This window comes from Streptomyces sp. NPDC053673, assembly GCF_055585225.1.
The window spans coordinates 50,684-74,532 of sequence record NZ_JBVJKN010000022.1; the positions used below are offsets into that span (position 1 = coordinate 50,684).

Consider the following 23,849-nt stretch of genomic DNA (forward strand, 5'->3'; position numbering starts at 1 on the left):
GAGTACGTCGACGGCAGCCTGCGCTGCAGCTGTCGCATCAGCGAGGTGACCGTTTGTGGCGAATGAATGCGACAGCGATATCAACAAACCTGCAATCACCAGCACCCTCGCGCCAGGGGCTGCTGCCGCTTGCTGGTAGTCACTCACTGCTGCGCGTGCCACGGGGACGGCATCGCCGTCACGGCGTTCAGCCCAAAGCCGCACAGCCAACGTATGCTCGAAGTTCGCCAGACTGAATAGGTAGTCAGCTACCTGATCCGGACTTGGAGAGTGCGCTTTGAGTACGTCGACGGCAGCCTGCGCTGCAGCTGTCGCATCAGCGAGGTGACCGTTTGTGGCGAATGAATGCGACAGCGATATCAACAAACCTGCAATCTGCAGGACATTTGCACCCGGGGAGTCAGCGGATGCTCGCAAAGTTTCAATCGCCGACGCCGCCGACCCTGACTTTTCGGATCCCTCAGTCATCAGGTATCTCCTTGGTGGCGCACGCTACATCGACCACAATGACGGTCCAGTGCCGTTTAATTGACTCAGGGTAAGAGCCCGGGCCCCGGTACGCCCGAGGTCTCCGGCTTCCGAGAGTGGCCTAAGTGAAAAGTAGGAGCAGCAACTCCTGAGGCTTGCTCCTGAAAGTAGCCCGCGAAAACTTCAACAGGCGCCCCCAGCTGGAGGGCAGTTCCCGTCTGCCTTTATTGCAAGGCTTCTCTCAAGCCGCCAGCTTGTCAAATTGAGGCCGCTGTGCGAACAAGGGCATTGCATGCAGGTCATCCGCTTCGCCGCTCGGTGCATGACGGTTCAGGCCATCAGGGCGTGTTCGCGGAAGACGAGGGCATCCAGAGGGTGCGGTGAAGGCGTCGCGGAGGTGACTTCACTACTGCTCGACAAAGCCAGTACGGCGATGGTGGCGCACTCCATCGCGTGTCGAGACCTCGATGCCCAGAGCAGCGTTCATGCGCCGCCATTGGGTCTCAGACCAGCCGGGCGATTCGCGCGCATGAGCCCGAGCCCAAGCCATGTCCTGATCTTCTTCAGTCCGACGCTGTCTCGGCACCCAACCCCCTTCCCTCAACGGCCCGCTCCTCTCGGGCGATCTCTCGGTTGGTTGCGATGTCTTCGGCGACTCCGGCGGCGATGAGGGCTGCGCCAGGGGTGTGGCCGGAGCCGACGTAGTGCCAATGGCGCTCGGTGATCGCGTCGGGGGCATCGGTGTGGCCCATGTGGTGGGCGCGTTCGGCGCGGAGTGCCGCGTAGGTGGTGGAGTAGGCGCGGGATTTGGTGAGGATGTGGCCCCGGTATCCGAGGGTGTGAGCCCAGGCCCGGAGGCAGAGGGGCTCATACTCGGGAAGGCCGCCCAGGCGCCAGCAGGTACGCATGAGGGTGCGGACGTGTGTGCTGACGGGTGCCGTTGCGATGTCGGCCCAGGTGGTGGGCGGGTGGTCGAGGCCGGCGCCGGTCTCGCTCGCGCCTTTGGTGACGTACTTGGCGACGTACGCGGCTACGGCGTCATCGTCCGGTCCGTCGCCGTTGGCGTGCAGCGGTCGGGCGTCTATCTGTTCGCCCCAGCGCAGTGCCAGCTCACCCACGGCAGCGCTGTGCGGTGTGCGGACGTGGACCCGCCGGGCGGAGGCGTGCACCGCGTCGGTGAGCAGTTCCGCAGTGCCCCAGGCCGGGGGTTCGTCGTCGGATCCGGTCGGTCCGTCGAGGCGGACTACGGCGTGCACGTGGACGGCCGCCCGCTTCTGGTACTCGGCGACGCGGGCGAAGGACAGCCGGGCATGCCGGGCGAAGTGCGACTGTACGAGGCCGGCCGAGGAGGCGAGGCGCCGCCGGACGTCGATGACGAACCGGTCCCACAGCTTGGAGGCATGCGCGTGCCACAGGACATGGCCGGTGTAGTCGTAGCAGTCCAGGCAGAGCGGTTGGCCGACGACCGGGGCATCCGGAGCGTGGACCAGGCCGCAGCCAAGAGGATGCCCGTGTTCGCAGATGCGGCCGTCGCGGCGGGGTCGGCAGACTTCCCCTGCCCGGTGGACAGGCCCGAAGGACGGGGCAGTCAGAGTGACGAAGAGACGGGGCCGGTCGCGCACTGTCGTGGGAATGTTCTTGCCGCCGAGGAGGCCCGCGCGCACCAGGTGGTAGGTGTCCCCGGCGTGGAGGCGGGAGCAGGCCGGGCAGACGCTCGCGCGGCGGTTGCGGCAGCGGACGAGAAGGCGTTCGCCGGGTTCGTCGCGGGTGTCGTAGTGGTGGAGGATCTCGCCGGTTGTGCCGTCCAGGGTGGTGGTGGAGCCGGAGAGGTGGACGGGCTGGGAGCATCCGCCGGTTGCGGTGACCTGCTCCAGCCAGCGGGCAAATCTCGGGTCTTGGGCGAGGCGGATGGCGTCGCGGTCGGTTTCGCGGAGCTGACGCAGGCGCGCCGCACGGTCGAGAACGGCGCGCCTGTCAGCCGGGGTGTACTCCGGGGTGATGGTGGTGACCTTCCGGGGTGGGCCGCCGAAGCGGCCGGGACGGTGGTGTGTGGTGCGCCGTGGGTCATGGGGATCACTCCCTTGCGTGGGTCGGGTGAGGGGCGGGTCAGCGGATGGTGCCGGAGCCCCGGCAGACGCGGCAGCGCCGGATCCGTCCGGTCCAGGTCTTACGGGCGCCGTCGCCCTTGCAGTTCGGGCACCTCACGCGTGGCATGGGCATGGCCGGGTGTCCTCTCTGCTCAGGTGTGGGAGAAGCCGCTGATGAACCAGGTCACGAGCCCGTGAATGGTGAAGAGCACGGGGGTCTGACCGAGGTAGAGCCCGAAGAGGCCGACGCACACCGCTTCCCAGGCGCGCACGTCGCGGGAGCGGATGAGGAGGACGGTGATGATCCCGAAGATCACCGCGAACGTGAACGCCGTACCTTCGCTGATCACTTGGACTCTCCTTCCAGCGCCGTCAGCGCGCGGGTGACGAGGGGCAGTTCCGGGGTCATCGCGCTGTACTTGCGTGCCGTGGCCACGGCCTCATCGGTGGGGGTGAGGTGGGAGCGTGCGCGGCTCCAGCCACCGTCGGGCCCGGTGCACACCGCCACACCGCGTTCCTCCGCTGTGATGGCTTGGGCGACGGCCACGGCGTCCTTGTTCAGGTCGCCGAGGGTCATCTCCGCCGTGCCGGGGTCGTTGACCCGGTGGCAGATCCGGCCGCCGAGCTGGGCCCGCAGGGCGGTGACGCCGGGCCCGAGGTCGGATCCGACGCGTTGGCCGGCCACCACCAGGTGAATGCCGAGCGCGGCACCGAGCTGGGCCAGCCGCAGCAGCAGCGTCGAGCACTGCTCGGCTTCCGCCTTGCTCTCGCGGGTGCCGTCGGACAGGTACAGTTCCGCGATCTCGTCGACCAGGACGACGACGGGCACGGGCCTCAGCTTGTCCGGGAGTTCCCAGATGGAGCGGACTCCGGCCGACCGGCAGGCGCTCATCCGGTCCTGCATGTCGACGACCAGGGCGGAGAGCACCGCGACCGCTTCACGGCGGCAGGTCGCCAGCGCGCTGAGCCGTGCGGTGAACAGGCCGAGTTCCATGCCGCCCTTGCAGTCGATGCCGACCAGGGCGATGCGCTGTGTGGCGAGTTGGGTGATGAGCCGGGCGAGCAGGGTCGACTTGCCCGACCGGGTGGCCCCGGTGATCAGCCAGTGCGGGACCAGGCGCAGGTTCATCACCCACGCCCTGCCCGTCTCCAGTGCGCCGATGAGGGCGGAGAGGAGTTCGGCCGGGGCCGTGGCTAAGCCCGGCCGCTCCAGCGGGTCACGGGCCATGGCGGTCAGCAGCACGAGGCCGCGTTCCGGCGAGGTGACCCGCACCGTGTGGACCTTCCACGCGTGCACGAAGGCATCCGCCGCCTTCAGATAGGTCGCCGGGGTCTGGCCCGCGTGCAGCCGCACGATCAGCGTCAGGCCCATGGGGGTGACGCGCGGGAAGGAGCAGCGGGGCGCCATCGGCCGCACCGGGTCACCCTTGATCAGCAGGTGACCGACGAGCGTGCGCGCCGGAAGCCGGGACACCGCGAGATCGTGGAGCATCGCGACGCGCCGCCAGGTGGACACCACGCGCCAGGCGGTTACCGGGTAGCCGACGATGTACCAGTGCCAGAGGGGACGGTGTCGGCGCACCAGGTCACCGACGACGAGCATCCAGGCCAGCACGGCCAGGGCGAAGGCGATGATGTACGGCTCCATCACGCGTCACCGCCCTTGCGCTGCGCCGCCGTCACGGGCACGGGCACGGGCACGGGGGTGATGGCGTCGGCCCGGAAGCTGACTCCGTGGCGGTCGCCCATCGACCACGCGAACGCGGTCAGGCCGGTGACCTTGACGATCTGTCCTTCCTCGATCCCGGTCGGCTCACCGCTGACAGCGATCTCGATCACGGAGATCCGCCGCCCGTCCTGCCGCACGGTGACCGCCACGGTGTAGACGGGGTTGCCGTCCCGGTCCTTCTTCACCTCCTGTGTCTCGGAGTTGCTGAGCTTCACTTCCGGCGCGATGGCGCACCGCAGTACGCCGAGCCGCGTCGTGTCCACGGGAATGGACTGCATTTTCTGTGGCCTCCTTGGCCAGTCACGACACCAGCCTTATGCTGACGTCACTTGTCCTTATGAGTTATGAGTGTGGGCTGCTGTACGGCGAGTGCGCAACTACTTATGCTGACGAGTGATGTCGCGCCTCAATCCGTCGGAGATGCAGAGATGCCGGAGATCCAGCGCCCCGGAGCCCTCTACCAGCAGGTGGCCGCCGCCATCCGCGAAGCGATCCTGTCGGGCGAGTTCGCACCCGACTCCCTGCTGCCTTCCGAAGTCCAACTCATGGCCCGCTACAGCGTCTCCCGCCCGACCGTCCGCAACGCCATCGCAGCACTGCGCGCTGAAGGACTCATCGACGTCCGCCACGGCAAGGGCAGCTTCGTACGCTCCGATGGCCAGCCCGCCCTCACCATCGAGCGACGCATCAGCCGCACGGCCGACGGCAAGTTCGTCATGCCCAACGGCGACGTCTGGCAGGAGACCGAGGAGCCCAGCACCTACCGCACACACACCACGAAGACCACCGGCCGACGCCTCCAACTTGGCGAGGAGGAAGCCCTGTTCGGCTGTGACCGGCTGCTCTTCGACCCGAGCACGGGCACACGCGCGATGCACCGCACCCTGATCCCGCTCGTTGTCGCCGACGGCATCCCACTGCTTGCCGAAGAGCCATGCAGGCGTCCCGCAGCGTTCTACCGGCTGCTCACCGAGGACGGTCACAAGCTCACCTGGTCCGAGACCGTACGCGCCCACATGCCCCTGCCCGACGAGCGCACCACGCTCCAGCTCCCCGACGCGACCCCGATCCTGCACATCTCCCGCGTCACCCACGACACCGACGACCGGCCCCTGATCCTCGAAGAACTCCGCATCGGAGCCGACCGCGCCGAACTCGCCTACCGGATCACCGCCGACAAGCATCCCGCGCGACGCACCCGAGCCTGACCGGCAGCCCGCATCGGTCGAAACAGCCTTCACTTCCTCAAGGGCGCGCCTGCGGCGCGCCGGGACGCCCGGCCGCCCCGGCCGGGCGTGCGGCGTAACCGCCGATCCCGTCCGAGCGCCGGACGCCCCACACCGCAGCCAGCCCCAGGAGTCGAGGCGACGACCGGCCGACGCAGGCCAAAGGCCACGGGGCTGGGGGTCGACGACCTCCGAGACTTTAGGCAGCCACCATGGGGCGAGCCTCGAAGAACAGGGGGCCCATCGGGCACTACAACGGGCAGGGCAGGTGCCTGCCCGATTCGCCGGGCCAGCGTAAGGCCCCCTGTTCACTCGCCCCACGGCAGCTCCAGCCCAAAGTCTCTCCGGCCGGCGACGTGCCCACGCGCGGCGCTCACCAGCGGATAGACGCCTCATGCCGCACCACCGTCGCCGTCCAAGCGCGCCTCCAGAAGCCGAGCAAGCCTCTCCACCGCACCAGGCCAGGCCGCCAGACGGACGACACCACGCCCGTCATCGTTCGTCGAGGCGACGGCCCGTAACTCGGACAGCTCCAACCCCACGCCGAGGAAAGCCCGGTTCAGCCGGTCAGCAGCATCACGCGCCTCACGCCACCCCGCCACGTAGTCGACACCACGCACCCACAGACCGAAGTCTGCACCTTCCACGTCCAAGCCGTCGTCCGGCCAGTTCTCACCAGCGCCGATCACCTTGCTCACTCCCGACCCCGATCTAGGTTGGTTCGTCAACTTTCTTGAACCGGGGCGCAAACGCAGCACGACGGCCCCGGTACCATCAGGCACCGGGAACCGTCGTGTTCCCTGCCGGGCCACCCTTCGCTTTTCCAGGGCTGATGGGGTGGCCCGGTCTCGGTATGGGGTTGTGAAGCACGGCCCCTCACCCGGGGGAAAGGAGTGAACCCCGGAAAGGGGCCGCGCCTCTTGGCCGGAGTGGTCGTGCTCCAGCCGGTGACCGGGCCGCCGCCCTCTCCTGATCGCGAGGGAGCGAGCAGAGCGACGGTCCGGGGATCAGTGGTGTGTTCGGTCCTTGACGCTGTTGTCACGATCGAAGCGACACCAGACCGTCTTGCCGCCCAGTTCGCCCGGCGTCCACCAGACCGCCGCCGCCAGCCGCTGAACGATCAGCAACCCACGGCCACTGTCGGGCAGGACCGCTTCCACCAGCTCCCCCGCCAGACCGGGTGAGAACGCATCACCGAGGGGAAGGAGCGGAGGCGAGGAGTCCTCATCAGCAACGCCGATGAACAGCCACTTGGGCCAGACCTTGAACGTCACGTCGATGCGTCGGGCGCCGCCCGGACGGATCAGGCCGCGTTCCGGTACCGCGTGGTTCACCACGTTCCCGACCAGTTCCGAGACGGCCAGCCGGGCGTTATCCACGACCTCACCCGCGCCCACGTCCCGCAGGAACACCGCCGTCATGTCACGTGCCACGCGCGCCGTGTTGGGCGACTCGGCGAACAGCGTGAGTGTCATGAAGCGCCCGGCACCAGACGGATCCGGAGCCGCGAACCAGTGAGCGTACGCGTTCACTTCACTGGCCACATGCTCAGCTTTCCTCGCGTCCATCACTTCCCTCTCCCGGTCGGGGCACCGCTTGCATCACGCGAGCCAGTAGACGGGGTCAAGGGCGTGATCGGGAGCGTTCGCCAGGGGGTTCACGTGTACACCGGCAGATGCAAAGGGGGTTCGCCGATGAACCCCCAGGGCGATACTGCTGTGACAGGATGAATACTCGCCGTCATTCTCGGGTTGGCAGGGGAGCATGCGCCGGGAGCCAAACGCGCAGTTGATCGCCATCATGGAAGCAGCGAAGGTCTCAAATAAGGGCCTTGCGCGGCGTATGAAGGATGCCGCCGCCCAGCGCGGCATCAGTCTGGGAACGACGCATATCTCCGTGCAGCGGTGGCGGGATGGAGCAGGCATCAAGCCGGAGACGGCGGCGATCGCGGCGGATGTTCTCTCAGCCAAGCTCGGCCGCCGCATCGCGCCCGGCGATCTCGGTTTCTTCGATCACACGAGAGCGGGCACCCCGGAGCCGACCGGATACCCGAGCACGGTTCCCGAGGCCCTGTCCCTGCTTGACGGACTCGCCCAGGAGCGCGCCGACGCCCCCACCTCCGAACGGCTGATCATCGCGGACGCCGATCTCAGCGCCTCTGTCCTGTCCTGGATGATCTCCCGGCCGGACGGAATCGAAGCCGACCGCCCTGCACTCCAACGCGTTGGGATGCGCGACGTTCGCGCTATCCGGGACGCCGCCGCCACGTTCATGCAGCTCGACTTCAAGTACGGCGGTGGCCATGGCCACCGGGCGTTACGCCACTACTTCCGGCACGAGGTGCTGCCTTTGCTGAGTGCGAGCTACAGCGAGAAGGTGGGTACAGCCCTGTTCGGCGCCGCCGCCGAGATCTCCCAGTTGCTCGCATGGACCGCGTACGACGTCGGTAACCACCGCCTTGCCCACCGCTACCTGACGTCGACGCTGCGCCTGTCCCAGGTCATCGACGACCGCATGTTCGGTGCCCGCATTCTCGGCAACCTCAGCCACCAGGCCAACTACCTGGGCAACCACGCCCAAGCCATCCAGCTAGCCCGTGCTGCCGTCGAGGGCGCCAAGGGCCGAGCCACCCCGCGCGCCATGGCGAACTACTCGGCCATGGAGGCCCGCGCCTTGTCCAACGCAGGTGACAGAGTCGCGGCCGCCCGCGCGATGTCCGAGGCGGAGCGCCGCTTCGAGCAGGCCGCCACTGCCGAAGACCCGGCATGGTTGAGCTACTTCGACGAAGCCGAGCTCATGGGCGAGCTCTGCCACTGCTTCCGCGACCTCAAGATGCGCCGCGAAGCCGTCGATCAGGCCCAACGCGCCGTCGACAGCACCGACCCGAAGTACGCCCGCACTCTGGGGTTCTGCCGCATGGTGCTCGCCCAGAGCCATCTACTGAACGGCGAGTTGGAAGCCGCCGTAACCACCGCGAGCCTCGCAGTCGATGGCGGCGACTCTCTACAGTCCACCCGTTTCCAGCGCTATGTGACCGACTTCCAGAACGAGGTCAGCGCGCACGCGGCCAACCCCTTTGTGGCCGCCTTCAACGAGAAGGTAGACGACGCGCTTACCCGCCTGGACGAGGACGACGAGTAGCAGCTACCAGGGCCGCCAGTCCCGGGGTGCATCGTCGTTCCGCAGACCGGCGATGCGCCGGCGGTACTCGGCCGCGGTTTCCTCGTCTTCCTGCACGTTCTGCATCAGCCAGGTCGTCATGCCGAACTCTTGGATGCCCCGAAGCGTCTCGTAGCCAGGCCACTCGTACAGGTCGCGCCCATACGCGGCCACGAAGTCGGCGTACTGTTCGTCGGTCTGCCACCCAAGGCTGTGGTGCTCCACGGCCGTGACCATGAGGTCCCACTCAGGGTGGTCGTAGCAGAAGGCTTCGAAGTCGATCAGGATGACGCGCCCCTGGTCGTCAACCATGAGGTTCTGCACGTGGGCGTCTCCGTGCACCGGCCCCTTGGGAGTCTTGAACTCCAACACGGCGTACTTGTCCTGTAGTTCGCACCACCGTTTCCGCAGAAAGACCTTGTCATCGTCCGGGATCACGGCCCGGTCAAGTCGTAGCTGCTGCTTGTCGAAGGGGGCGAACGACGGAAGTACGAGACCCTCCGGCACGGTCAGCGAGTGCAGATCCCGCAGGACGCCGCCCAGCTCCCCGTACGTCGCCTTGCGGTCGCCCTCGACGATCAGATGCCAGAAGGTCACGGGGTGGCCATCGATCAAGAGCGGTTGCTCCAGGTCCTCGATGATGCGAGCGGCTGAGAACCCTTCCCCTGCCAACCACCGCGACACGGCCACTTCGGTGCGGGCTTTGGGCAGCCACTCTTCCCCCCGCGCCACGCGCACGATCACCGGCACGGATGCCAGCCGAAACAGTGCGTTCTCCCCGAGTCGGATCAGCTCTGCGCCTCTGTCGTCGAGTCGCGCAGCCCGGCACGCGGCGGCCATCACCCGCGCAGCCCTCGCCGACGTGAACCCCTCTTGCGTTCGAGCAGCGTCAACCGCCATGCCCGTACCAGCTCCCCTAGTCGCGCGCGATCAACCGGCGCACGCCCACGGGTGACCAACCCGACGTGCACCGGACACGACCCCGACCGTACCTAGTAGGCCAGGGAGGGGGCGAGACCAGGCGTGGAGGCCCAAGACGGGGAGAAATAGAAAGGTTACATTCGCCAAGGTGTTGCACGCTGCACCAGGAGATCCCGGAGGAGAAGCTGTCCCGGGTCTCTGCCTACGACTGGTTCGGCTCGACCGCCATGCTGCCGCTCTCGACGGCGCTGGCCGGTCCCGCCGAGAGTCTGTTCGGGCGCCAGGAGGCCCTGTGGGGCTGTGCGGCACTGATCGTGCTGGTGACGGCGCTGGTGCTGCTGGTTCCCGACGTCCGGAATCTGACCCGGCGCACGAAGCGGGTAGCGGGAAACAGCGACGCACCGCTCGGCGCCTCAGCCGATGCTGAAGGCTCCGTCGGGCGGCTCGGGTGACGCGACGGCGTCCTCGTCCCGTACCGCGCGCGCGTCCCCGATGAGTCGTCGCAGAGCTTCGCCGTGTTCGACACGCGCGGGGAAGGCGTCGGACGCGGTGCGGCGGGCGAGGGCCGCCGTGTCGATCGTGCGGTGCGAAGCGAGCAGTACGGCGTTGCCGAAGCGGCGTCCGCGCAGTACGCCGGGTTCGGCGATCAACGCCAGTTCCTGGAACTCGGCCGCGAACGTGGCCAGTTGGGAGCGGAGGAAGGTGAAGGGAGCAGCGTCGGCGAGATTCGCGGCATAGATGCCGCCGGGGCGCAGGACACGCTCCGCGGCCCGCGCGTACTCACCGGACGTGAGTGGGGCGGGCACTCGGGATCCCCCGAACACATCGGCGACCAGCACGTCCGCCGAGTCGGCGGGCGCCTGCTCCAGCCACTGCCGGGCGTCCGCCCCGTGCACGACGATCCCCGTCCCGGGCGGCAGCGGCAGGTGCTCGGCGACGAGCGCCAGCAGCCCGCGGTCCGCCTCCACGACGTCCTGCCGTGAGCCGGGCCGGGTGGCCGCGACATAGCGCGGCAGCGTCAGCGCCCCACCGCCGAGATGCAGCACATCGATCGGAGCACCCTCGTCCGCCGCGCAGTCGAGCACGTGCGCGAGCCGGCGCGCGTACTCGAACTCGAGGTGTGTCGGATCGTCCAGGTCGACGTACGACTGCGGAGCACCGTCCACGGTCAGCAGCCAGGCCCGCTCCCGGTCCACGTCGGGCATGAGCTTGGCGGTGCCGTGGTCGACGGCCCGGATGACGGGGATGGCCTCATTCACCCGCCCATTGTGCGCCTGCCCGCGAGGCCGGCCCGTCCGGCCGCCGTATCTCGAGCACGGGCCCGTCCACGAGGGCCGTCCGGCCGCCGAATCCCGGGCCCGCCCACGAGGGCCCGTCCGGTGCGGGCGGACGGACAGACCGGCCCCATCGGATGTGGGCGGCACACCGGCCGGGCAGGCGCCGCGCGCGGACCGTCAGCCGGCCACGGTGCCGCGGACCTCCTCCGCGTGGGCCGCTGCCTGGGCCAGCCCCGCCCGCGCCGCGGGCGCCCGGCGCGCAGGGTCCAGGACATTGCGCCCGAACGCCCGGCGGGCCGCCCGGTCCGGCGTGATCAGGACCACGCGGGCTCCGGCCGCCGCGAGCCGGGAAGCCTGCGCGCGGGCCGAGGGCACCGGGCCGCCGCCGACCGCGATGGGTGCGACGATGACGACCGTGTCGTAGCCGAGTGCGAGATCCGCGTTGGTCGAGGAGCGCACTCCGCCGTCGATGAAACGCCGCCCGTCGATGGTGACGGGCGGCCATACACCGGGAACGGCGCAACTCGCGCCGACCGCGTCGATCAGCTCCACCCCGCTCTCCCGGTCGAACGCCCGGAACTCCCCCGTGACGGCATCCACCGCGGTCACGACGAGCCGCCGCTCCGACGGCCAGTCGTGTGTGAGCAGCCGTTCGGCGAAGACGGCTCGCCGGACTTCCTCCGGCTCCGTGCGGGCGCCCAGCGCAAGCCGTCCCATGCGTGCGCCGTACGCCTCGGCGTCCCGGGAGCGCACGACGCCCCAGAGGTAGCGGGCAAGCACGGTCGGGCCCATGCCCGCGGGCACCTCCCCCGACGGGTCGGCGAGCTGACGGGCGTAGAGCTCCGACAGGGTGAAGCGGCCGGAGGTGAGCTGCGCGCCGACGACCGACCCGGCCGAGGTGCCCACGATGAGATCGGCACCGGTCGGATCGGCACCCGCCGCGGCGAGTCCGTGCAGCATGCCGATCTCCCAGCCGATGCCGGCGAGCCCGCCACCGCCGAGTACCAGTGCCGTTCGTTGCTTCTTCGCTTCGTCGTCCTTCTCCGCCATGGCAGCAGTGTGACGTGTACGGGGCGAGCCCGCCCCCCGCACACGGCGGGAGGCGGGCTCCGGACTCAGACCAGTTCGGTGACCGTGCCGGCACCGACCGTACGGCCGCCCTCGCGGATCGCGAAGCCGAGACCGGGCTCCAGCGGCATGTCGCGGCCGAGCTCGACGGTCATGGTGACCGTGTCGCCTGGGCGCGCGACCGCCGCCTCGCCGAGGTCGACGTCCCCGACGACGTCCGCCGTACGGATGTAGAACTGGGGCCGGTAGCCGGTGCCGATCGGGGTCGTACGACCACCCTCACGGCCGGACAGGACGTACACCTGCGCGGTGAAGCGGCGGCTCGGCGTGACGCTGCGCGGCGCGGCGACGACATGGCCGCGGCGCACCGCGTCACGCGGCACACCACGCAGCAGCAGCGCCACGTTGTCGCCGGCCTCGGCGGACTCCATCGGCTTGCCGAAGGTCTCCAGGCCGGTGACGACGGTCGTGACGTCCGCGCCGAGCACCTCCACCTGGTCGCCGACGCGCACGGTGCCGCGCTCGACGGCGCCCGTGACGACCGTGCCACGCCCGGTGATGGTGAGGACGTTCTCCACCGGGAGCAGGAACGGCGCGTCCGTGTAGCGGACCGGCGTCGGCACATAGGTGTCGACTGCATCGAGCAGTGCCTCGATGGCGGCGGTCCAGCGTGGGTCGCCTTCCAGGGCCTTGAGACCGGAGACCCGTACGACGGGGACGGCGTCTCCGCCGTACCCGTGTGCCGTGAGCAGCTCGCGGACCTCCAGCTCGACGAGGTCGGTCAGCTCGGGGTCGCCCGCGTCGGCCTTGTTGAGCGCGACGACGATGTGGTCGACGCCGACCTGACGGGCCAGCAGGACGTGCTCGGCGGTCTGCGGCATGATCCCGTCGAGCGCGGAGACGACGAGGATCGCCCCGTCGAGCTGTGCCGCTCCCGTGACCATGTTCTTGACGTAGTCGGCATGACCCGGCATGTCGACATGGGCGTAGTGCCGCGTGCCGGTCTCGTACTCGACGTGCGCAATGTTGATGGTGATGCCGCGCGCAGCCTCCTCCGGGGCCCGGTCGATTCGGTCGAAGGGCACGAACGTGCCGGTGCCGCGCTCGCTGAGGACCTTGGTGATGGCGGCGGTCAGGGTGGTCTTGCCGTGGTCGACGTGGCCCATGGTGCCGATGTTGAGGTGCGGCTTGGTGCGCACGTATGCCGTCTTGGGCATGGCTGTTGCGGTTCCTTCCCGGAACTCGAAGCGTGAACTCCCTGTGGAGGGGGACCCCCTGGGCCGGACCGACCCTCCCCCTGCGGGGTCCGCCGGTCGATCCGGGGAGGGTCAGCTTCGGGCGCCGTCGAAGGGCGCGGCGGCAGCTGCGTCGACTGCAGCGGCCGTAGCTGCTGCGACGACCGCGTCGACTGCCGCGGCCAGGTGGAAACCGGCAGCCTTCGGCGCGTCCGCGACTGCGGACGGCGCTGCGGGGAAGGCGTACCGGAACATGCCTGAAGGATCTCCGACGGCGTGGGTGGGCGTCGAATGGTTTTCCCGGCGGCGTTACGGGGTCACAGGTTCTTGAGCGCTTCGCGTACGGAGAGCGGCGCCAGCCGGTCACGGGCGGAGGAGACGAAGCCGCGGACCGCGTCAGGGTCGGTCTTGGCGTACTCGCGCAGGCTCCAGCCGATCGCCTTGCGGATGAAGAAGTCCGGGTGGCCCGACTGACGCAGGCAGTACCGGAAAAGGCGCTCCGCGTCGGTCGCGTCCTTGAGGCGGAGCTGGTGGAGCAGGGCGGTGCGCGCGATCCAGAGGTCCTCGTCCTCGATCCACTCGTCCATGACGGGGACGAGCTCCGGACCGGCCGCGACCAGTCCGCCGACGACGTGCGAGGCGAGCGCGTCGACGGTGTCCCACCAGGAGACGGTGGTGATCAGGTGTCGTACGACCGGGAGGAAGCCGGACGAGCAGCGGGTCACGTACCGGCGCAGGTAGTCGACCGCGAAGTAGTGGTACTCGCGCTCCGGCAGCTCCCAGCAGCGCAGGGCGATGGCCGTGCAGTCGGTCTCGTCGGGGCGCGGGGCGCCGTCGAGTACGGCACGGGACAGGGCGCGGCGGTCCGGGGTACGGATGCCGAGGAACGGTGCGATGTCCTTCATGTACGCGGCGGCCTCGCGTGCCCGGACGGGGTCGGCCGCCGTGGGGTACACGGCCGTGAGCCGTTCCAGCACGGTGTCGGCGAGTGCGCTGCGAGGCGTTGCCGGGGGCGTCATGCGCCACACATTACGGCGATCACAGATGCCCGTCGGTTAGTCTCCCCTGATGCTCGACCCCGTTCCCGGGCCGCCCGACGGCCTCGCGCTCCGCCGCAGCCGGGCCCTTCTGTCGCCCCGGTCGCGGCTGGCGCTGCTCGTTCTGGTGCTGGCGTCGGCGGCGTCCGCGGTCGCGCTGTACGAGCCCCAGCGGCTGCTCGCGACGGGCTGGCCGCCGCAGCTGAGCGGGGGCGCCGCGGTCGTGCTCTTCGGGCTTGCGTACGGCCTGTGCACCGCGGCTTTCGTGCCCAGGCCGCTGCTGAATCTGGCGGCGGGCGCGCTCTTCGGCTCCCAGGCGGGCCTGGCGGCCGCAGTCGCCGGCACGGTGCTCGGCGCCGGCATCTCCTTCACCCTGGGCCGGGTCCTCGGCCAGGACGCGCTCCGGCCGCTGGTGCGCGGCCGCTGGCTGACGGCCGCCGACGGCCAGCTCAGCCGCCACGGCTTCCGCTCCATGCTGGCTCTGCGGCTCTTTCCCGGCATCCCTTTCGCCGCCGCGAACTACTGCGCCGCGGTGTCCCGGATGGGCTATCTGCCCTTCCTGCTGGCGACGGGGATCGGCTCGATCCCGAACACCGCGGCGTACGTCGTGGCCGGCAGCAGCGCGGCCTCCCCGACGTCGCCCGTCTTCCTCTTCTCGATGGGCTTCATCGTTCTGTCGGCCCTGGCGGGCGCCGTGGTGGCCTGGCGCAAACGGCACCGCCTGCGCGGGGTGTGACGCAGGGGGCGCGGCCGACCGGTCCTGGGCACCTAGGTGTATTGATCACGAGCGTCGTTAACGCTGGTGATCAATACGACTAGTGCCGCGACCGGCAATGTTTGCCCGTCAAGGAGCGTCGTCCGGTGCGTGCATCGCAAGGCGGCCGGAAGTCCTTGTAGCGGAGCTACCAGGGCTTTTGGCCAACGCAGCGAGGGTGCGTGCCGGACGACGCTACAGGGCAAAGCTTGCCGGGAGCGGCACTAGCGCCCGGCACGCGGCGGCGCCTCCGTGATGTCGAGGAAGACCTGGTCGGCTTCCGGCCAGCGATCCTCGACAGCCTGCTTGATCCGCTCGGACACCAGCTCGACCTCCTCGCTGTCCAGCCCCGGCACCAGATCGATCCGCGCCACCACCAGAGCCGAGTCGAGCCCCAGACGCATCGTCAGCAGCGAGGCCACATTGTCGATCTCCGGCTGTCCTTCCAGCATGGTGCGGATGGCTTTGCGCATCGCGGGATCGACCGCGACACCGATGAGCTGGTCGCGCGACTCCCGGCCGAGCCGGTACGCGACATACACCAGCAGCAGGCCGATCGCCAGGGATGCGGCTGCCTCCCACCCCGCCTCTCCGGTGGCCAGATGCAGCCCCATCCCCGTCATCGCGACCAGCACCCCGACCACGGCTGTGCCGTCCTCCGCGATGACCGTGCGCAGTGCCGGATCGCTGGTCGCCTCGCCCTGTCCGCGGAACTGGTACAGCGCGCGTACCAGCGACGTGCCCTCGGCAAGCAGAGCGACGCCCAGTACGGCGAGCCCGGCGGCGTAACGCGACGGGGACACCTCCCCGTTGCCGCGCAGTGCCTCGGACGCCTGGTAGAACGAGAAACAGCCGCCCATCACGAAAATGCCGACGGCTGCGAGCAGCGACCAGAACCAGCGCTCCTTGCCGTAGCCGAAGGGATGGCGGCGGTCGGCCGGGCGGCGGCTGCGGCGCAGAGACGCGAGCAGGAAGATCTCGTTGACGCTGTCCGCGACGGAGTGCGCCGCCTCCGACAGCAGCGCGGGCGACGACGCCACGAATCCGCCGACTGCCTTGGCGACGGCGATGACGAGGTTCGCGGCGAGCGCGACAAGGACCGTCAGCCGCGTCCTCCGGTCGGAACGCGTCCGCCGTTTGCTTTCCTTACGGTTCACCACTACTCACGGTGTCTCTGGCCACTGTTGCCGGCTCGGGCGCAACGCGTCGAGCCGGCGCCTTGCCGGGCCCAGCGCCCTGCCCCGCCGCGGCACCTCTTCCCACCGGTCCGCACCCCTTCCCACGGTCCGCATCGCGGCTGCCCGGCAGCATCGGCGACGGTCCAGCGGCGCGGACAGGCCAATCCCGTCACAGGCCCGGACGGACGACGGAGCCACAGGTCCGGAGCGCCGTGTCCTCGGCGAAGGCCCGCACGTCGTCGAACCTACTGCGACCTCCCTGCAGGGCCAGGACGCGGGCGCTGCGGCGTGCCGTCGAGGGATCGCTCGCCGACGCCTTCGGATCCGGCGGCTGTCCTCTGCGCACAGTTCCGAGCTGCTCGCCCCGGGCCGCGGAACGCTCCGGCCGGCGGGACGCACCAGGACCTCGGTGACGCCGTTGCGTCGTTGTGCTGACCCGGTGACATGCGCGACCCGGTTACGTACGTACTGCCACCAGCACCATGAGCAGCGCGATGCCCACCGTCAGCCAGCTCGTGTAGTCGCCGATGTGGCCCGAGTGCAGCCTGCGCAGCGGCACGACCACCACGCGGGCGGTGCGGCCGAGCCCGGCGCGAGTGAGGTGCGCGGCGTGCCACGACAGCGCCGGCCCCCACAGGGCGGCGGCCGCGACCCCGGCCGCGAGCCCGGTGGAGACCAGCCCGAGCCCCACGCCTTCGAGGGTCCAGCCGACGCTCGGCGCCGCCGGCGTCACCGGTCCCGGAGGCAGTCCGCTTACGGCGACGGCATAGTCCGCGCGGCTGGTGAACTCCGCCGCGGCGCGTGCGAGTGACTCGCCCAGGGAGGGCAGCAGCCCCACGGCCAGGCTTGCGCCCAACAGCAGCACGGGGACGACGACCATCGGGACGGGGATCCGCCGCTTCGGGTCCCGTACCTCCGGTTCTTCGCCGCTGCCGGTGGTCTCGGGGCCGTGGTGCTGCTCGGGCCGGGTCCCCGCGCCCAGGAACACCCGGGCGGCTGCCCGCAGCACCGCCCCTCCGGTGACGGCAGACACCAGCACGAACAGCACGGGCGTCCATCCCGCCCACTCGGCTGCCGCGTGTTCCTCGACGGCCTTGCCGAGCCCTGTTCCGAACGGCGGCAGCCCGGCCAGCGCGAGGCCGCCCACCCCGAACAGCGCACCGCAGAGGGGCAGATCACGGGCCCGGCCCCGCAGTCCGTGTTCGTCGACCGAGCCGTGCCGGTCCAGCAGCAGCCCGGTCAGCGCGAAGAGGGCTGCCTTGGCGCCGGCGTGCCCGGCCACGTACAGGGCCGCGCCGGCCGTCGCCTCCGGCGTCAGCAGGGCGACTCCGACCAGGAAGAGGCCGACATGACCCACGGTCGAGAAGGCGAGCATCCGCTTGAGGTGGCGCTGCTGCCAGCACATCACCGAGCCGACGAGGGCGGTGGCGACACCGAGAGCGACGAACGTGTCGCGGAAGACGTGGTGCGGGATGCCGCCGGGGCCGGAGAACACCGTCCAGTAGAGCCGCCCCACCCCGTACACGCCGAGTTCGACCATGACTCCGGACAGGAGCATGCACACGGGTGTTGGCGCCACGGCATGGGCGTCCGGGAGCCAGAAGTGGAAGGGGACCACCGCCGCCTTGACGAGCAGCCCGGTCAGGACGAGGACGAACGCGACGACGAGCAGCGGATCGCTGACGCGCCCGGCGAGTTCGCGCCCGATGAAGGCGAGGCCGAGCTCTCCGGTGTGCGCGTAGAGGAGGCCGGTGCCGAGCAGGGTGCAGTAGGCGGCGACGGAGTTGACGATGCCGAAGGTGAGGGCGCCCTGGAGCGGGCGGGGGTCCTCGATCCGAAAGCCGGTGAGCGCGTACGCGACCACGCCCATCAGCTCGAAGAACACGAAGGCGTTGAACAGGTCACCGGTGAGCGCGAATCCGCACATGCCCGCGTCGAAGAGGAGGATCAGCGCGGGGAACGTACCCGCGTGTTCGGCGGGCGGCTCGTCGAAGTACCGCCAGGAGTACGAGATCGCCGCGAGGACCAGTGCGGCGGCGAGCAGCGCCAGCCCGACACCGATCCGGTCGGCGGCGAGGACGATGCCGACGCTCTCCCCGCCGTCCGGGGCCCAGCCACCCACCCAGGAGACCACCGTGCCGTCGCCCGTGCGTTCCCACAGCCGGGCGAGGTCGGCGACCACGGCGGCGGCCGCCGCGGCAGCCAGCGCGTCCGTGGCGATCCTCGGCAGCCACCTGCCGCCCACGGCCAGCACGACGGCGCCCAGCAGCGGAATCGCGACGGCGAGGGGCAGCAGACTCTCGGTTCGCACGAATCCGGTCAGCCCCTGAGACCGGTGAGGGCGTCCGGGTCCACCGTGTCGTGTCGTTTGCGGATCTGGATGGCGAGCGCCAGCAGCAGCGCGGTGATGGTCGCACCGACGACGACATCGGTGAGTGCGAGGGCCTGGGTAACCGGGTCGACGACGGGGGCGCGGGTGCTCGTGTCGGAGAAGTAGGGGGCGGTCGCGCCGCGCCGGTAGCCGACGGTGAGCAGCAGGACGTACGTCGACGACTGCGCGACCGACAGGCACCCGATGGCGTGGACCGCGTCCCTGCTGGTGACGAGGCCGTACAGCCCGGCGAGCAGGATCCAGCCGGCGGCCAGATAGGACAGCAGGCTCATCCGACGTCCTCCGGTGTCCTGATCTCGACAGCCTGGTCGATGAAGGCAGCCAGCAGTACGACGATGCCGGAGCCCACTTCGACGCCGATCGCCGCGTTGACGTAGGGGACGAGACCGCCGGAGGTGATCGACTCGAAGGTGCCGAGCGGCAGGACGTTCTCGAAGTACGCGGCTCCTGCGAGCAGTCCGGCCAGGCCGAGAGCGGCGAAGGCACCCGCGGCGACCGCGTCCGCCACGTCCAGGACCGCCAGTGGGCGCACGCGTTTGAGCACGCGGTAGTCGGCGGCGATGTAGGCGATGTGCAGTCCGGTCGCGAGGACGACGCCGCCCTGGAAGCCGCCGCCGGGCGACACCTGACCGTGGGCGACGACGTAGCCACCGGTGAGCAGGGTGGCCGGGAGCAGGACCGTGCCGGCCAGTCGGATGACGGGCTGCGCGTTGCCGGGCCGCGGCCGTGCGGGCTGCTCGTCGCGGGCGCGCCGCAGCAGGACGATCGCACCGAGGACGGCGGCGAGCAGAATGTACTCCTCGCCGAGCGTGTCGAAGGCGCGCTGGTCGAACGTGACGGAGGCGACGGCGTTGGCGGTGCGTTGCCGCAGGGCCGCGGCCACCGCACGGTCTCCGTAGGGGTGTTCGGCGCCGCCGAAGCCGGGGAGATCCAGGCAGGCGAGCACCCAGCCGGCCGCGAGGAGGACCGCCGCGGCCCAGAACATCCGGATGCGTACGGTACGGCTCACCGCTTGCGGTCCTTGCCACGGCCGCCGCTCGGCGACCGCCGGATCCTGCGTACCGTCAGCAGGAAGAGCAGCGGAGTGACGACCGTCCCCACGGCGAGCTGCGACAGCGCCACGTCCGGCGCCTGCAGCAGCGCGAACAGCAGGGCCAGATGGAGGCCCAGCACGCCGAGGAGGACTGCCTGCCGGACCGGGTCCCGGGTGAGCACGGTCATGGTCGCGGTCACGGTGACGAGGACGACGGCCGAGCCGATCAGCCAGTCGGTCAGGCTCTGTTCCGTTCCGGTCACTGCGGTGTGTCCTCCGGGGTGCGGCCCTCGTGGGAGGCGACGGCGCGGCCGATCGCCATCGTCGTCACCGTTCCGCCACCGGCGATCAGCACGCCGATGGCCAGCAGCTTCACCGCGTTCCGACCCGGCCCGGTGTCCACGGCCGCCGCGAGGACGATCAGCGGCCCGCCGAGCAGGGACGCGGGCGCGAGGGCATGCAGCCGGGCATGAGGGCGCGGCAGTACGACCAGGGCCAGGGCCGAAAGCAGCAGCATCGCGACCCCGGCGGTCAGCAGCACGAGTACGGCGGAGGACACGGCCATCTCAGCTCGGCCCACTCCCGCCGCCCGCACCGTTCCCGCCACTCCCGCCGCCCGCACCGTTCCCGCCGCTGTCGCCGAGAAAGCGGGCGAAGACCAGCGTTCCGACAGGGCCGAGCACCGCGAGGACGAGCGCCATGTCCAGGTACCCATTCCGCCCGAACCCCTGCGCGATCAGCAGCAGGAGAACGGTGACCGTGGTGGTGGCCAGCGCCAGTCCGGCGAGCCGCTCGTGCGGGGCGCCTCGTCCGCTCACCCACAGGCACGGCGCCAGCCCCAGCGGCAGCAGCAGGGCCGCGGCCGTCAGCCATGCGACCGTCACTGGCGCCCGCCCCTCGTCAGCGCGCTCTCCAGGGCGGACGGGCCTCCGGGGAGGGTGTGGACGAGGAGGACCGGCCCTTCGTCCCGGGAGCCCGTGCTCTCGACGACGTAACCGCCCGGCGTGGCGGACAGCAGCGCGCTCGCCCAGGCGGGGCCGGTGCCCCGGGCGAGTGCCACGGTGTGGAACCGGCCGTGGACGCGTGCGCCGCGCAGGACACGCACGGTGGCCAGGGCGAGCCGTCCGGTGTCGGACAGGACCGAACCGGGCCACCGCAGGAGGGCCTGCGCGACGCGTGCCCTGCCGCCGAGCGCGGCGCCGGAGGCCGTGCGGACTCTCCGGGCGGCCACGACGGCGAGCGCGGCGATCACCGACCCGACGGCGAGTTCCAGCGCCGACACCGTACTGATGAGGATCACGTACAGCAGGACGCAGAGCGCCCACCAGATCAGGAACTCCCCTGCCGCCGCGGTCCATGAGCGCCACATCAGACCTCCCCGGAATGCATCAGCCACGTCTACCGTGCGGCGGTTCCGGGCAGTGCGAGTGCGCCGCGCGGCACGCCCCGGGGCGCGGTACCTTCACTGATGTGGCGCAGTCGCGAGGGACGACGGATGTTGCCGAGGCTCTGCCGTCACGAAGGGAAGCGTCGGCACATGGGCAGAACGTCTGACGAGCAAGAGGGGCAGGGGTACGACGCCACTCCGTTCCTGCCGGGGCGACGCGCAGGCCTGGCCGGGCTCCGAAAGGCGGCGGCCGACTGCCGCGGCTGCCCGCTGTACGAGGATGCGACGCAGACGGTGTTCGGCGAGGGCGACGCCTCGGCGCGCGTACTGCTCCTCGGGGAGCAGCCTGGCGACCAGGAGGACCGGCAGGGCAGGCCGTTCGTCGGCCCTGCGGGGAAGGTCCTGATGCGCGCACTCAAGGAGGCGGGCATCGACCCCATGCAGACGTACATCACCAACGCGGTCAAGCACTTCAAGTTCACGATCCCCGAGGGGCGCAAGCGGCGCATTCACAAGGCGCCCAGCCTGCGGGAGATGACGGCGTGCAAGCCATGGCTTGTGGCTGAACTTCGGCTCGTATCCCCTGAGCTGGTCGTGGCGCTCGGCTCCACGGCGGGGAAGGCGCTGCTGGGGTCGTCGTTCCGGGTGACCGAGCAGCGGGGTGCCCTGCTGCCGTGGCCGGGGCTGGACGAGAGTGGTGAGAACGGTGAGCGAGGTGAGGCCGACAAGGGCATCCAGGGCCTGGTGGCGACGATCCACCCCTCCGCTGTCCTGCGAGCGGACGACCGCGAGTCGGTGTACCGCGGGCTGGTCACCGACCTCCGGGTCGTCGCGGACGTCCTGAACGGCAAGAGGGGCGGAAAGGCCTCGTGACACTGCGGCGTCGGTGCCATGGCTGCGTCCCGCGACGCCCGCACAGCCGCCTCGATGCCTGGCACCCTGTGTCACACGGTTGACCGGGGAGGTCTTCGTGTCCGGTCACACCCTGGTGGCCGGCCTGCTCCCCCGGTCATGATCGCCGCCGTCCGGTACCGCCGCGACGTCACCCGCCGCAGGCGACCCGGGCCGGCCCGACCGCCACGCCCCAGGACGGGGTGCAGGGCGGTTGTGTGGCTACAGCGCCTCGAGGATCGTGGCGTTCGCGAGACCGCCTGCCTCACACATCGTCTGGAGGGCGTAGCGCGCGCCGCGTGCCCGCATCGCGTGGACCAGCGTGGTCATCAGGCGGGTGCCGCTCGCGCCGAGGGGGTGGCCGATGGCGAGGGCGCCACCGTGGACGTTGACCTTCGCCGGGTCGGCTGCCGTCTCCTGCAGCCAGGCGAGGACCACGCTCGCGAAGGCCTCGTTGACCTCGAAGAGGTCGATGTCGTCGAGGCCGAGGCCCGCCCGCTTGAGCACCTTCTCGGTGGCCGGCAGCACTCCCGTCAGCATGAGCAGCGGGTCGGATCCGGTGACGGCGAAGCTGTGCAGCCGGGCCAGCGGGCGCAGGCCGAGCCGCTCGGCGGTCTCGCCGGAGGTGATCAGGACGGCCGACGCCCCGTCGTTGACCGGGCTGCTGTTTCCGGCCGTGACCGACCACTCGATCTGCGGGAAGCGCTCAGCGAAGACGGGGTCCTCGAACGAGGGGCGCAGCCCCGCCAGGACCTCCCCCGTCGTCCCCGGCCGTACGCTCTCGTCACGCTCCAGACCGCCGATCGGTGCCACCTCGGCGTCGAACAGCCCGTCCGCCCAGGCCCTGGCGGCCCGCTGATGCGAGGTCACCGCGAACGCGTCCATCGACTCGCGCCCGATGGACCACTTCGCCGCGATGAGTTCGGCGCTGATCCCCTGCGGGACGAGCCCCTCCGGGTAGCGCTCGGCGACCCCCGGTCCGAACGGGTCGGCGCCCGGAGGCACGTTGGACCACATCGGCACGCGGCTCATGGACTCGACTCCGCAGGCGATGACGGCGTCGTACGCGCCCGCCATGACGCCCTGCGCGGCGAAGTGGACGGCCTGCTGCGAGGAGCCGCACTGCCGGTCGACGGTGGTGGCGGGCACGGACTCGGGGAAGCCGGCGCCCAGCCAGGCGTAGCGCGTGGTGTTCATGGCCTGCTCACCGACCTGGTCGACGGTGCCGCCCACGACGTCGTCGACCAGCGCGGGATCGATCCCGCTGCGCTCGACGAGGGCGCGGAGGGTGTGGGAGAGCAGCTCCACCGGGTGGACGTGGGCCAGGGCGCCGTTCGGCCTGCCCTTCCCGATCGGTGTACGGACTGCTTCGACGATGACGGCGTCACGCATGGAGCGCGCCTCCTCGCTCATAGCATCAGTGGGTGAGTTGGGAAACTGGACTCTCTGGCCTACTCGACAGTAGCTCACCGAGTTGGATTTTCCAACCCACTACCTTCTAGGCTGGCCCCATGAAGGCCGCCCGCCCCTGTTCCATCGCCGACGCGCTCTCCCTCGTCGGCGAGAAGTACGCCCTGCTCGTCCTGCGCGAGGTCTTCCTCGGAGTCCGCCGCTTCGACCGGATCGCCCGCAACACCGGGGCACCGCGCGACATCCTCACCGCCCGGCTGCGCCGGCTGGTCGAGGCCGGGGTACTGGAAAAGGTCCCGTACAGCGACCGCCCGCAGCGCTTCGAGTACCACCCGACGGACGCCGGGCGGGATCTGCAGCCCGTCCTGCTGACGCTGATGGCCTGGGGTGACCGGCATCTGGCGGACCGCCCGCCGACGGTGCTGGAGCACGCGTGCGGCGAGAAGCTCGCCCCGGTCGTCGTCTGTGCGTCCTGCGGCGCAGAGGCGGCCCCGGACACCCTGACCCCGCACGTGCATGCGCCGGGCTGGACGGTGACGGGCCCGGCGGACGACTGAGATCCCGCCGCGGAACCTGGTGGGGATCGCGTGTCCCACG

General features: G+C 70.4%; 27 protein-coding genes and 1 pseudogene. 6 read left to right on the forward strand and 22 right to left on the reverse strand.

The window, feature by feature from the left end; all coding sequences use genetic code 11:
• The 5 genes from ACZ6ZQ_RS26875 to ACZ6ZQ_RS26895 form a co-directional block, all read right to left on the reverse strand.
• Nucleotides 1-468: hypothetical protein (locus ACZ6ZQ_RS26875; protein ID WP_469771074.1), on the reverse strand; the 468-nt coding region annotated here is incomplete at its 3' end.
• 563 nt (nucleotides 469-1,031) lie between these two features.
• Nucleotides 1,032-2,411: a replication initiator gene (locus ACZ6ZQ_RS26880; protein ID WP_469771145.1), complete on the reverse strand. Its 1,380-nt coding sequence runs from the start codon at nucleotides 2,409-2,411 to the stop codon at nucleotides 1,032-1,034.
• A gap of 296 nt (nucleotides 2,412-2,707) precedes the next feature.
• Nucleotides 2,708-2,905 (reverse strand): hypothetical protein, encoded by a 198-nt coding sequence (locus ACZ6ZQ_RS26885; RefSeq protein ID WP_469771075.1) that lies wholly within the window; start codon nucleotides 2,903-2,905, stop codon nucleotides 2,708-2,710.
• Nucleotides 2,902-4,203 carry an FtsK/SpoIIIE domain-containing protein gene (locus ACZ6ZQ_RS26890; RefSeq protein ID WP_469771076.1) on the reverse strand — a complete coding sequence of 434 codons (1,302 nt, stop codon included), beginning with the start codon at nucleotides 4,201-4,203 and terminating at the stop codon, nucleotides 2,902-2,904. Before ACZ6ZQ_RS26890 ends, ACZ6ZQ_RS26885 begins: the two co-directional genes overlap by 4 nt.
• The gene (locus tag ACZ6ZQ_RS26895; RefSeq protein WP_469771077.1) at nucleotides 4,203-4,562 is read right to left on the reverse strand and encodes an SCO3933 family regulatory protein; all 360 of its coding nucleotides are present in this window, start codon (nucleotides 4,560-4,562) and stop codon (nucleotides 4,203-4,205) included. Before ACZ6ZQ_RS26895 ends, ACZ6ZQ_RS26890 begins: the two co-directional genes overlap by 1 nt.
• Before the next feature lie 150 nt (nucleotides 4,563-4,712).
• Between ACZ6ZQ_RS26895 and ACZ6ZQ_RS26900 the strand changes: the two genes are divergently transcribed.
• Nucleotides 4,713-5,492, forward strand: a complete 780-nt coding sequence (locus ACZ6ZQ_RS26900; RefSeq protein WP_469771078.1) for a GntR family transcriptional regulator — start codon at nucleotides 4,713-4,715, stop codon at nucleotides 5,490-5,492.
• 410 nt (nucleotides 5,493-5,902) lie between these two features.
• Here ACZ6ZQ_RS26900 and ACZ6ZQ_RS26905 read toward each other — a convergent pair whose 3' ends face one another.
• Nucleotides 5,903-6,208 carry a hypothetical protein gene (locus ACZ6ZQ_RS26905; RefSeq protein ID WP_469771079.1) on the reverse strand — a complete coding sequence of 102 codons (306 nt, stop codon included), beginning with the start codon at nucleotides 6,206-6,208 and terminating at the stop codon, nucleotides 5,903-5,905.
• A gap of 309 nt (nucleotides 6,209-6,517) precedes the next feature.
• Nucleotides 6,518-7,078 (reverse strand): ATP-binding protein, encoded by a 561-nt coding sequence (locus ACZ6ZQ_RS26910; RefSeq protein WP_469771080.1) that lies wholly within the window; start codon nucleotides 7,076-7,078, stop codon nucleotides 6,518-6,520.
• Nucleotides 7,079-7,274: 196 nt separating this feature from the next.
• Between ACZ6ZQ_RS26910 and ACZ6ZQ_RS26915 the strand changes: the two genes are divergently transcribed.
• Nucleotides 7,275-8,651 carry a sporulation protein gene (locus ACZ6ZQ_RS26915; RefSeq protein ID WP_469771081.1) on the forward strand — a complete coding sequence of 459 codons (1,377 nt, stop codon included), beginning with the start codon at nucleotides 7,275-7,277 and terminating at the stop codon, nucleotides 8,649-8,651.
• Between the two features lie 3 nt (nucleotides 8,652-8,654).
• Here the strand turns inward: ACZ6ZQ_RS26915 and ACZ6ZQ_RS26920 are convergent, their stop codons facing one another.
• Nucleotides 8,655-9,569: an aminoglycoside phosphotransferase family protein gene (locus ACZ6ZQ_RS26920; protein WP_469771082.1), complete on the reverse strand. Its 915-nt coding sequence runs from the start codon at nucleotides 9,567-9,569 to the stop codon at nucleotides 8,655-8,657.
• A 179-nt stretch (nucleotides 9,570-9,748) separates the two neighbouring features.
• Here ACZ6ZQ_RS26920 and ACZ6ZQ_RS26925 point away from each other — a divergent pair.
• Nucleotides 9,749-10,042 (forward strand): annotated as a pseudogene (locus tag ACZ6ZQ_RS26925) (MFS transporter); the annotation flags it as partial.
• Here the strand turns inward: ACZ6ZQ_RS26925 and ACZ6ZQ_RS26930 are convergent.
• From ACZ6ZQ_RS26930 to ACZ6ZQ_RS26950, 5 genes are all read right to left on the reverse strand, one after another.
• Entirely contained in the window at nucleotides 10,004-10,849 is an 846-nt protein-coding gene (locus ACZ6ZQ_RS26930) for a spermidine synthase (RefSeq protein ID WP_469771083.1), read from the reverse strand. The pseudogene ACZ6ZQ_RS26925 and the gene ACZ6ZQ_RS26930 overlap by 39 nt on opposite strands.
• Before the next feature lie 195 nt (nucleotides 10,850-11,044).
• Nucleotides 11,045-11,917: a patatin-like phospholipase family protein gene (locus tag ACZ6ZQ_RS26935; RefSeq protein WP_469771084.1), complete on the reverse strand. Its 873-nt coding sequence runs from the start codon at nucleotides 11,915-11,917 to the stop codon at nucleotides 11,045-11,047.
• A gap of 65 nt (nucleotides 11,918-11,982) precedes the next feature.
• A complete protein-coding gene (tuf, locus tag ACZ6ZQ_RS26940) occupies nucleotides 11,983-13,152 on the reverse strand; it encodes an elongation factor Tu (protein ID WP_469771085.1) in 1,170 nt (389 codons plus the stop codon).
• A gap of 111 nt (nucleotides 13,153-13,263) precedes the next feature.
• A complete protein-coding gene (locus tag ACZ6ZQ_RS26945) occupies nucleotides 13,264-13,425 on the reverse strand; it encodes a hypothetical protein (protein WP_469771086.1) in 162 nt (53 codons plus the stop codon).
• A gap of 62 nt (nucleotides 13,426-13,487) precedes the next feature.
• Nucleotides 13,488-14,189 carry a DNA alkylation repair protein gene (locus ACZ6ZQ_RS26950; RefSeq protein ID WP_469771087.1) on the reverse strand — a complete coding sequence of 234 codons (702 nt, stop codon included), beginning with the start codon at nucleotides 14,187-14,189 and terminating at the stop codon, nucleotides 13,488-13,490.
• A 49-nt stretch (nucleotides 14,190-14,238) separates the two neighbouring features.
• Between ACZ6ZQ_RS26950 and ACZ6ZQ_RS26955 the strand changes: the two genes are divergently transcribed.
• Nucleotides 14,239-14,943 (forward strand): TVP38/TMEM64 family protein, encoded by a 705-nt coding sequence (locus ACZ6ZQ_RS26955; protein ID WP_469771088.1) that lies wholly within the window; start codon nucleotides 14,239-14,241, stop codon nucleotides 14,941-14,943.
• 242 nt (nucleotides 14,944-15,185) lie between these two features.
• Here ACZ6ZQ_RS26955 and ACZ6ZQ_RS26960 read toward each other — a convergent pair whose 3' ends face one another.
• From ACZ6ZQ_RS26960 to ACZ6ZQ_RS26995, 8 genes are all read right to left on the reverse strand, one after another.
• On the reverse strand, nucleotides 15,186-16,118 hold the full coding sequence (locus tag ACZ6ZQ_RS26960; protein WP_469771089.1) for a cation diffusion facilitator family transporter: 933 nt from the start codon (nucleotides 16,116-16,118) through the stop codon (nucleotides 15,186-15,188).
• 478 nt (nucleotides 16,119-16,596) lie between these two features.
• Nucleotides 16,597-18,450, reverse strand: coding sequence for a complex I subunit 5 family protein (locus ACZ6ZQ_RS26965; RefSeq protein ID WP_469771090.1), 1,854 nt, complete (start codon nucleotides 18,448-18,450; stop codon nucleotides 16,597-16,599).
• A gap of 8 nt (nucleotides 18,451-18,458) precedes the next feature.
• Nucleotides 18,459-18,803 carry a sodium:proton antiporter gene (locus tag ACZ6ZQ_RS26970; RefSeq protein ID WP_469771091.1) on the reverse strand — a complete coding sequence of 115 codons (345 nt, stop codon included), beginning with the start codon at nucleotides 18,801-18,803 and terminating at the stop codon, nucleotides 18,459-18,461.
• The gene (locus ACZ6ZQ_RS26975; protein WP_469771092.1) at nucleotides 18,800-19,540 is read right to left on the reverse strand and encodes an MnhB domain-containing protein; all 741 of its coding nucleotides are present in this window, start codon (nucleotides 19,538-19,540) and stop codon (nucleotides 18,800-18,802) included. Before ACZ6ZQ_RS26975 ends, ACZ6ZQ_RS26970 begins: the two co-directional genes overlap by 4 nt.
• Entirely contained in the window at nucleotides 19,537-19,827 is a 291-nt protein-coding gene (locus tag ACZ6ZQ_RS26980; protein WP_469771093.1) for a Na(+)/H(+) antiporter subunit B, read from the reverse strand. The genes ACZ6ZQ_RS26975 and ACZ6ZQ_RS26980 overlap by 4 nt, the downstream gene beginning before the upstream one ends.
• A complete protein-coding gene (locus ACZ6ZQ_RS26985) occupies nucleotides 19,824-20,129 on the reverse strand; it encodes a monovalent cation/H(+) antiporter subunit G (RefSeq protein ID WP_469771094.1) in 306 nt (101 codons plus the stop codon). Before ACZ6ZQ_RS26985 ends, ACZ6ZQ_RS26980 begins: the two co-directional genes overlap by 4 nt.
• Before the next feature lies 1 nt (nucleotide 20,130).
• On the reverse strand, nucleotides 20,131-20,448 hold the full coding sequence (locus ACZ6ZQ_RS26990) for an MrpF/PhaF family protein (RefSeq protein ID WP_469771095.1): 318 nt from the start codon (nucleotides 20,446-20,448) through the stop codon (nucleotides 20,131-20,133).
• Entirely contained in the window at nucleotides 20,445-20,933 is a 489-nt protein-coding gene (locus tag ACZ6ZQ_RS26995) for a hypothetical protein (RefSeq protein WP_469771096.1), read from the reverse strand. The genes ACZ6ZQ_RS26990 and ACZ6ZQ_RS26995 overlap by 4 nt, the downstream gene beginning before the upstream one ends.
• Before the next feature lie 168 nt (nucleotides 20,934-21,101).
• Between ACZ6ZQ_RS26995 and ACZ6ZQ_RS27000 the strand changes: the two genes are divergently transcribed.
• A complete protein-coding gene (locus ACZ6ZQ_RS27000; RefSeq protein ID WP_469771097.1) occupies nucleotides 21,102-21,824 on the forward strand; it encodes a UdgX family uracil-DNA binding protein in 723 nt (240 codons plus the stop codon).
• 240 nt (nucleotides 21,825-22,064) lie between these two features.
• Here ACZ6ZQ_RS27000 and ACZ6ZQ_RS27005 read toward each other — a convergent pair whose 3' ends face one another.
• The gene (locus tag ACZ6ZQ_RS27005; protein ID WP_469771098.1) at nucleotides 22,065-23,234 is read right to left on the reverse strand and encodes a thiolase family protein; all 1,170 of its coding nucleotides are present in this window, start codon (nucleotides 23,232-23,234) and stop codon (nucleotides 22,065-22,067) included.
• A gap of 119 nt (nucleotides 23,235-23,353) precedes the next feature.
• Here ACZ6ZQ_RS27005 and ACZ6ZQ_RS27010 point away from each other — a divergent pair, with 119 nt between their 5' ends.
• Nucleotides 23,354-23,809 carry a winged helix-turn-helix transcriptional regulator gene (locus tag ACZ6ZQ_RS27010; RefSeq protein WP_469771099.1) on the forward strand — a complete coding sequence of 152 codons (456 nt, stop codon included), beginning with the start codon at nucleotides 23,354-23,356 and terminating at the stop codon, nucleotides 23,807-23,809.
• The last annotated feature ends 40 nt before the right edge of the window (nucleotides 23,810-23,849 follow it).

What these genes read in the sequence shown, in the direction of transcription:
- ACZ6ZQ_RS26985 (WP_469771094.1), bottom strand. Translation starts at nt 20,129, where the DNA reads ATGGCCGTGTCCTCCGCCGTACTCGTGCTGCTGACCGCCGGGGTCGCG.
- ACZ6ZQ_RS26920 (WP_469771082.1), bottom strand. Translation starts at nt 9,569, where the DNA reads ATGGCGGTTGACGCTGCTCGAACGCAAGAGGGGTTCACGTCGGCGAGG.
- ACZ6ZQ_RS26900 (WP_469771078.1), top strand. Translation starts at nt 4,713, where the DNA reads ATGCCGGAGATCCAGCGCCCCGGAGCCCTCTACCAGCAGGTGGCCGCC.
- ACZ6ZQ_RS26895 (WP_469771077.1), bottom strand. Translation starts at nt 4,562, where the DNA reads ATGCAGTCCATTCCCGTGGACACGACGCGGCTCGGCGTACTGCGGTGC.
- ACZ6ZQ_RS26935 (WP_469771084.1), bottom strand. Translation starts at nt 11,917, where the DNA reads ATGGCGGAGAAGGACGACGAAGCGAAGAAGCAACGAACGGCACTGGTA.
- ACZ6ZQ_RS26945 (WP_469771086.1), bottom strand. Translation starts at nt 13,425, where the DNA reads ATGTTCCGGTACGCCTTCCCCGCAGCGCCGTCCGCAGTCGCGGACGCG.
- ACZ6ZQ_RS26915 (WP_469771081.1), top strand. Translation starts at nt 7,275, where the DNA reads ATGCGCCGGGAGCCAAACGCGCAGTTGATCGCCATCATGGAAGCAGCG.
- tuf (WP_469771085.1), bottom strand. Translation starts at nt 13,152, where the DNA reads ATGCCCAAGACGGCATACGTGCGCACCAAGCCGCACCTCAACATCGGC.
- ACZ6ZQ_RS27005 (WP_469771098.1), bottom strand. Translation starts at nt 23,234, where the DNA reads ATGCGTGACGCCGTCATCGTCGAAGCAGTCCGTACACCGATCGGGAAG.
- ACZ6ZQ_RS26970 (WP_469771091.1), bottom strand. Translation starts at nt 18,803, where the DNA reads ATGAGCCTGCTGTCCTATCTGGCCGCCGGCTGGATCCTGCTCGCCGGG.
- ACZ6ZQ_RS26995 (WP_469771096.1), bottom strand. Translation starts at nt 20,933, where the DNA reads ATGTGGCGCTCATGGACCGCGGCGGCAGGGGAGTTCCTGATCTGGTGG.
- ACZ6ZQ_RS26890 (WP_469771076.1), bottom strand. Translation starts at nt 4,203, where the DNA reads ATGGAGCCGTACATCATCGCCTTCGCCCTGGCCGTGCTGGCCTGGATG.
- ACZ6ZQ_RS26955 (WP_469771088.1), top strand. Translation starts at nt 14,239, where the DNA reads ATGCTCGACCCCGTTCCCGGGCCGCCCGACGGCCTCGCGCTCCGCCGC.
- ACZ6ZQ_RS27010 (WP_469771099.1), top strand. Translation starts at nt 23,354, where the DNA reads ATGAAGGCCGCCCGCCCCTGTTCCATCGCCGACGCGCTCTCCCTCGTC.
- ACZ6ZQ_RS27000 (WP_469771097.1), top strand. Translation starts at nt 21,102, where the DNA reads ATGGGCAGAACGTCTGACGAGCAAGAGGGGCAGGGGTACGACGCCACT.
- ACZ6ZQ_RS26950 (WP_469771087.1), bottom strand. Translation starts at nt 14,189, where the DNA reads ATGACGCCCCCGGCAACGCCTCGCAGCGCACTCGCCGACACCGTGCTG.
- ACZ6ZQ_RS26910 (WP_469771080.1), bottom strand. Translation starts at nt 7,078, where the DNA reads ATGGACGCGAGGAAAGCTGAGCATGTGGCCAGTGAAGTGAACGCGTAC.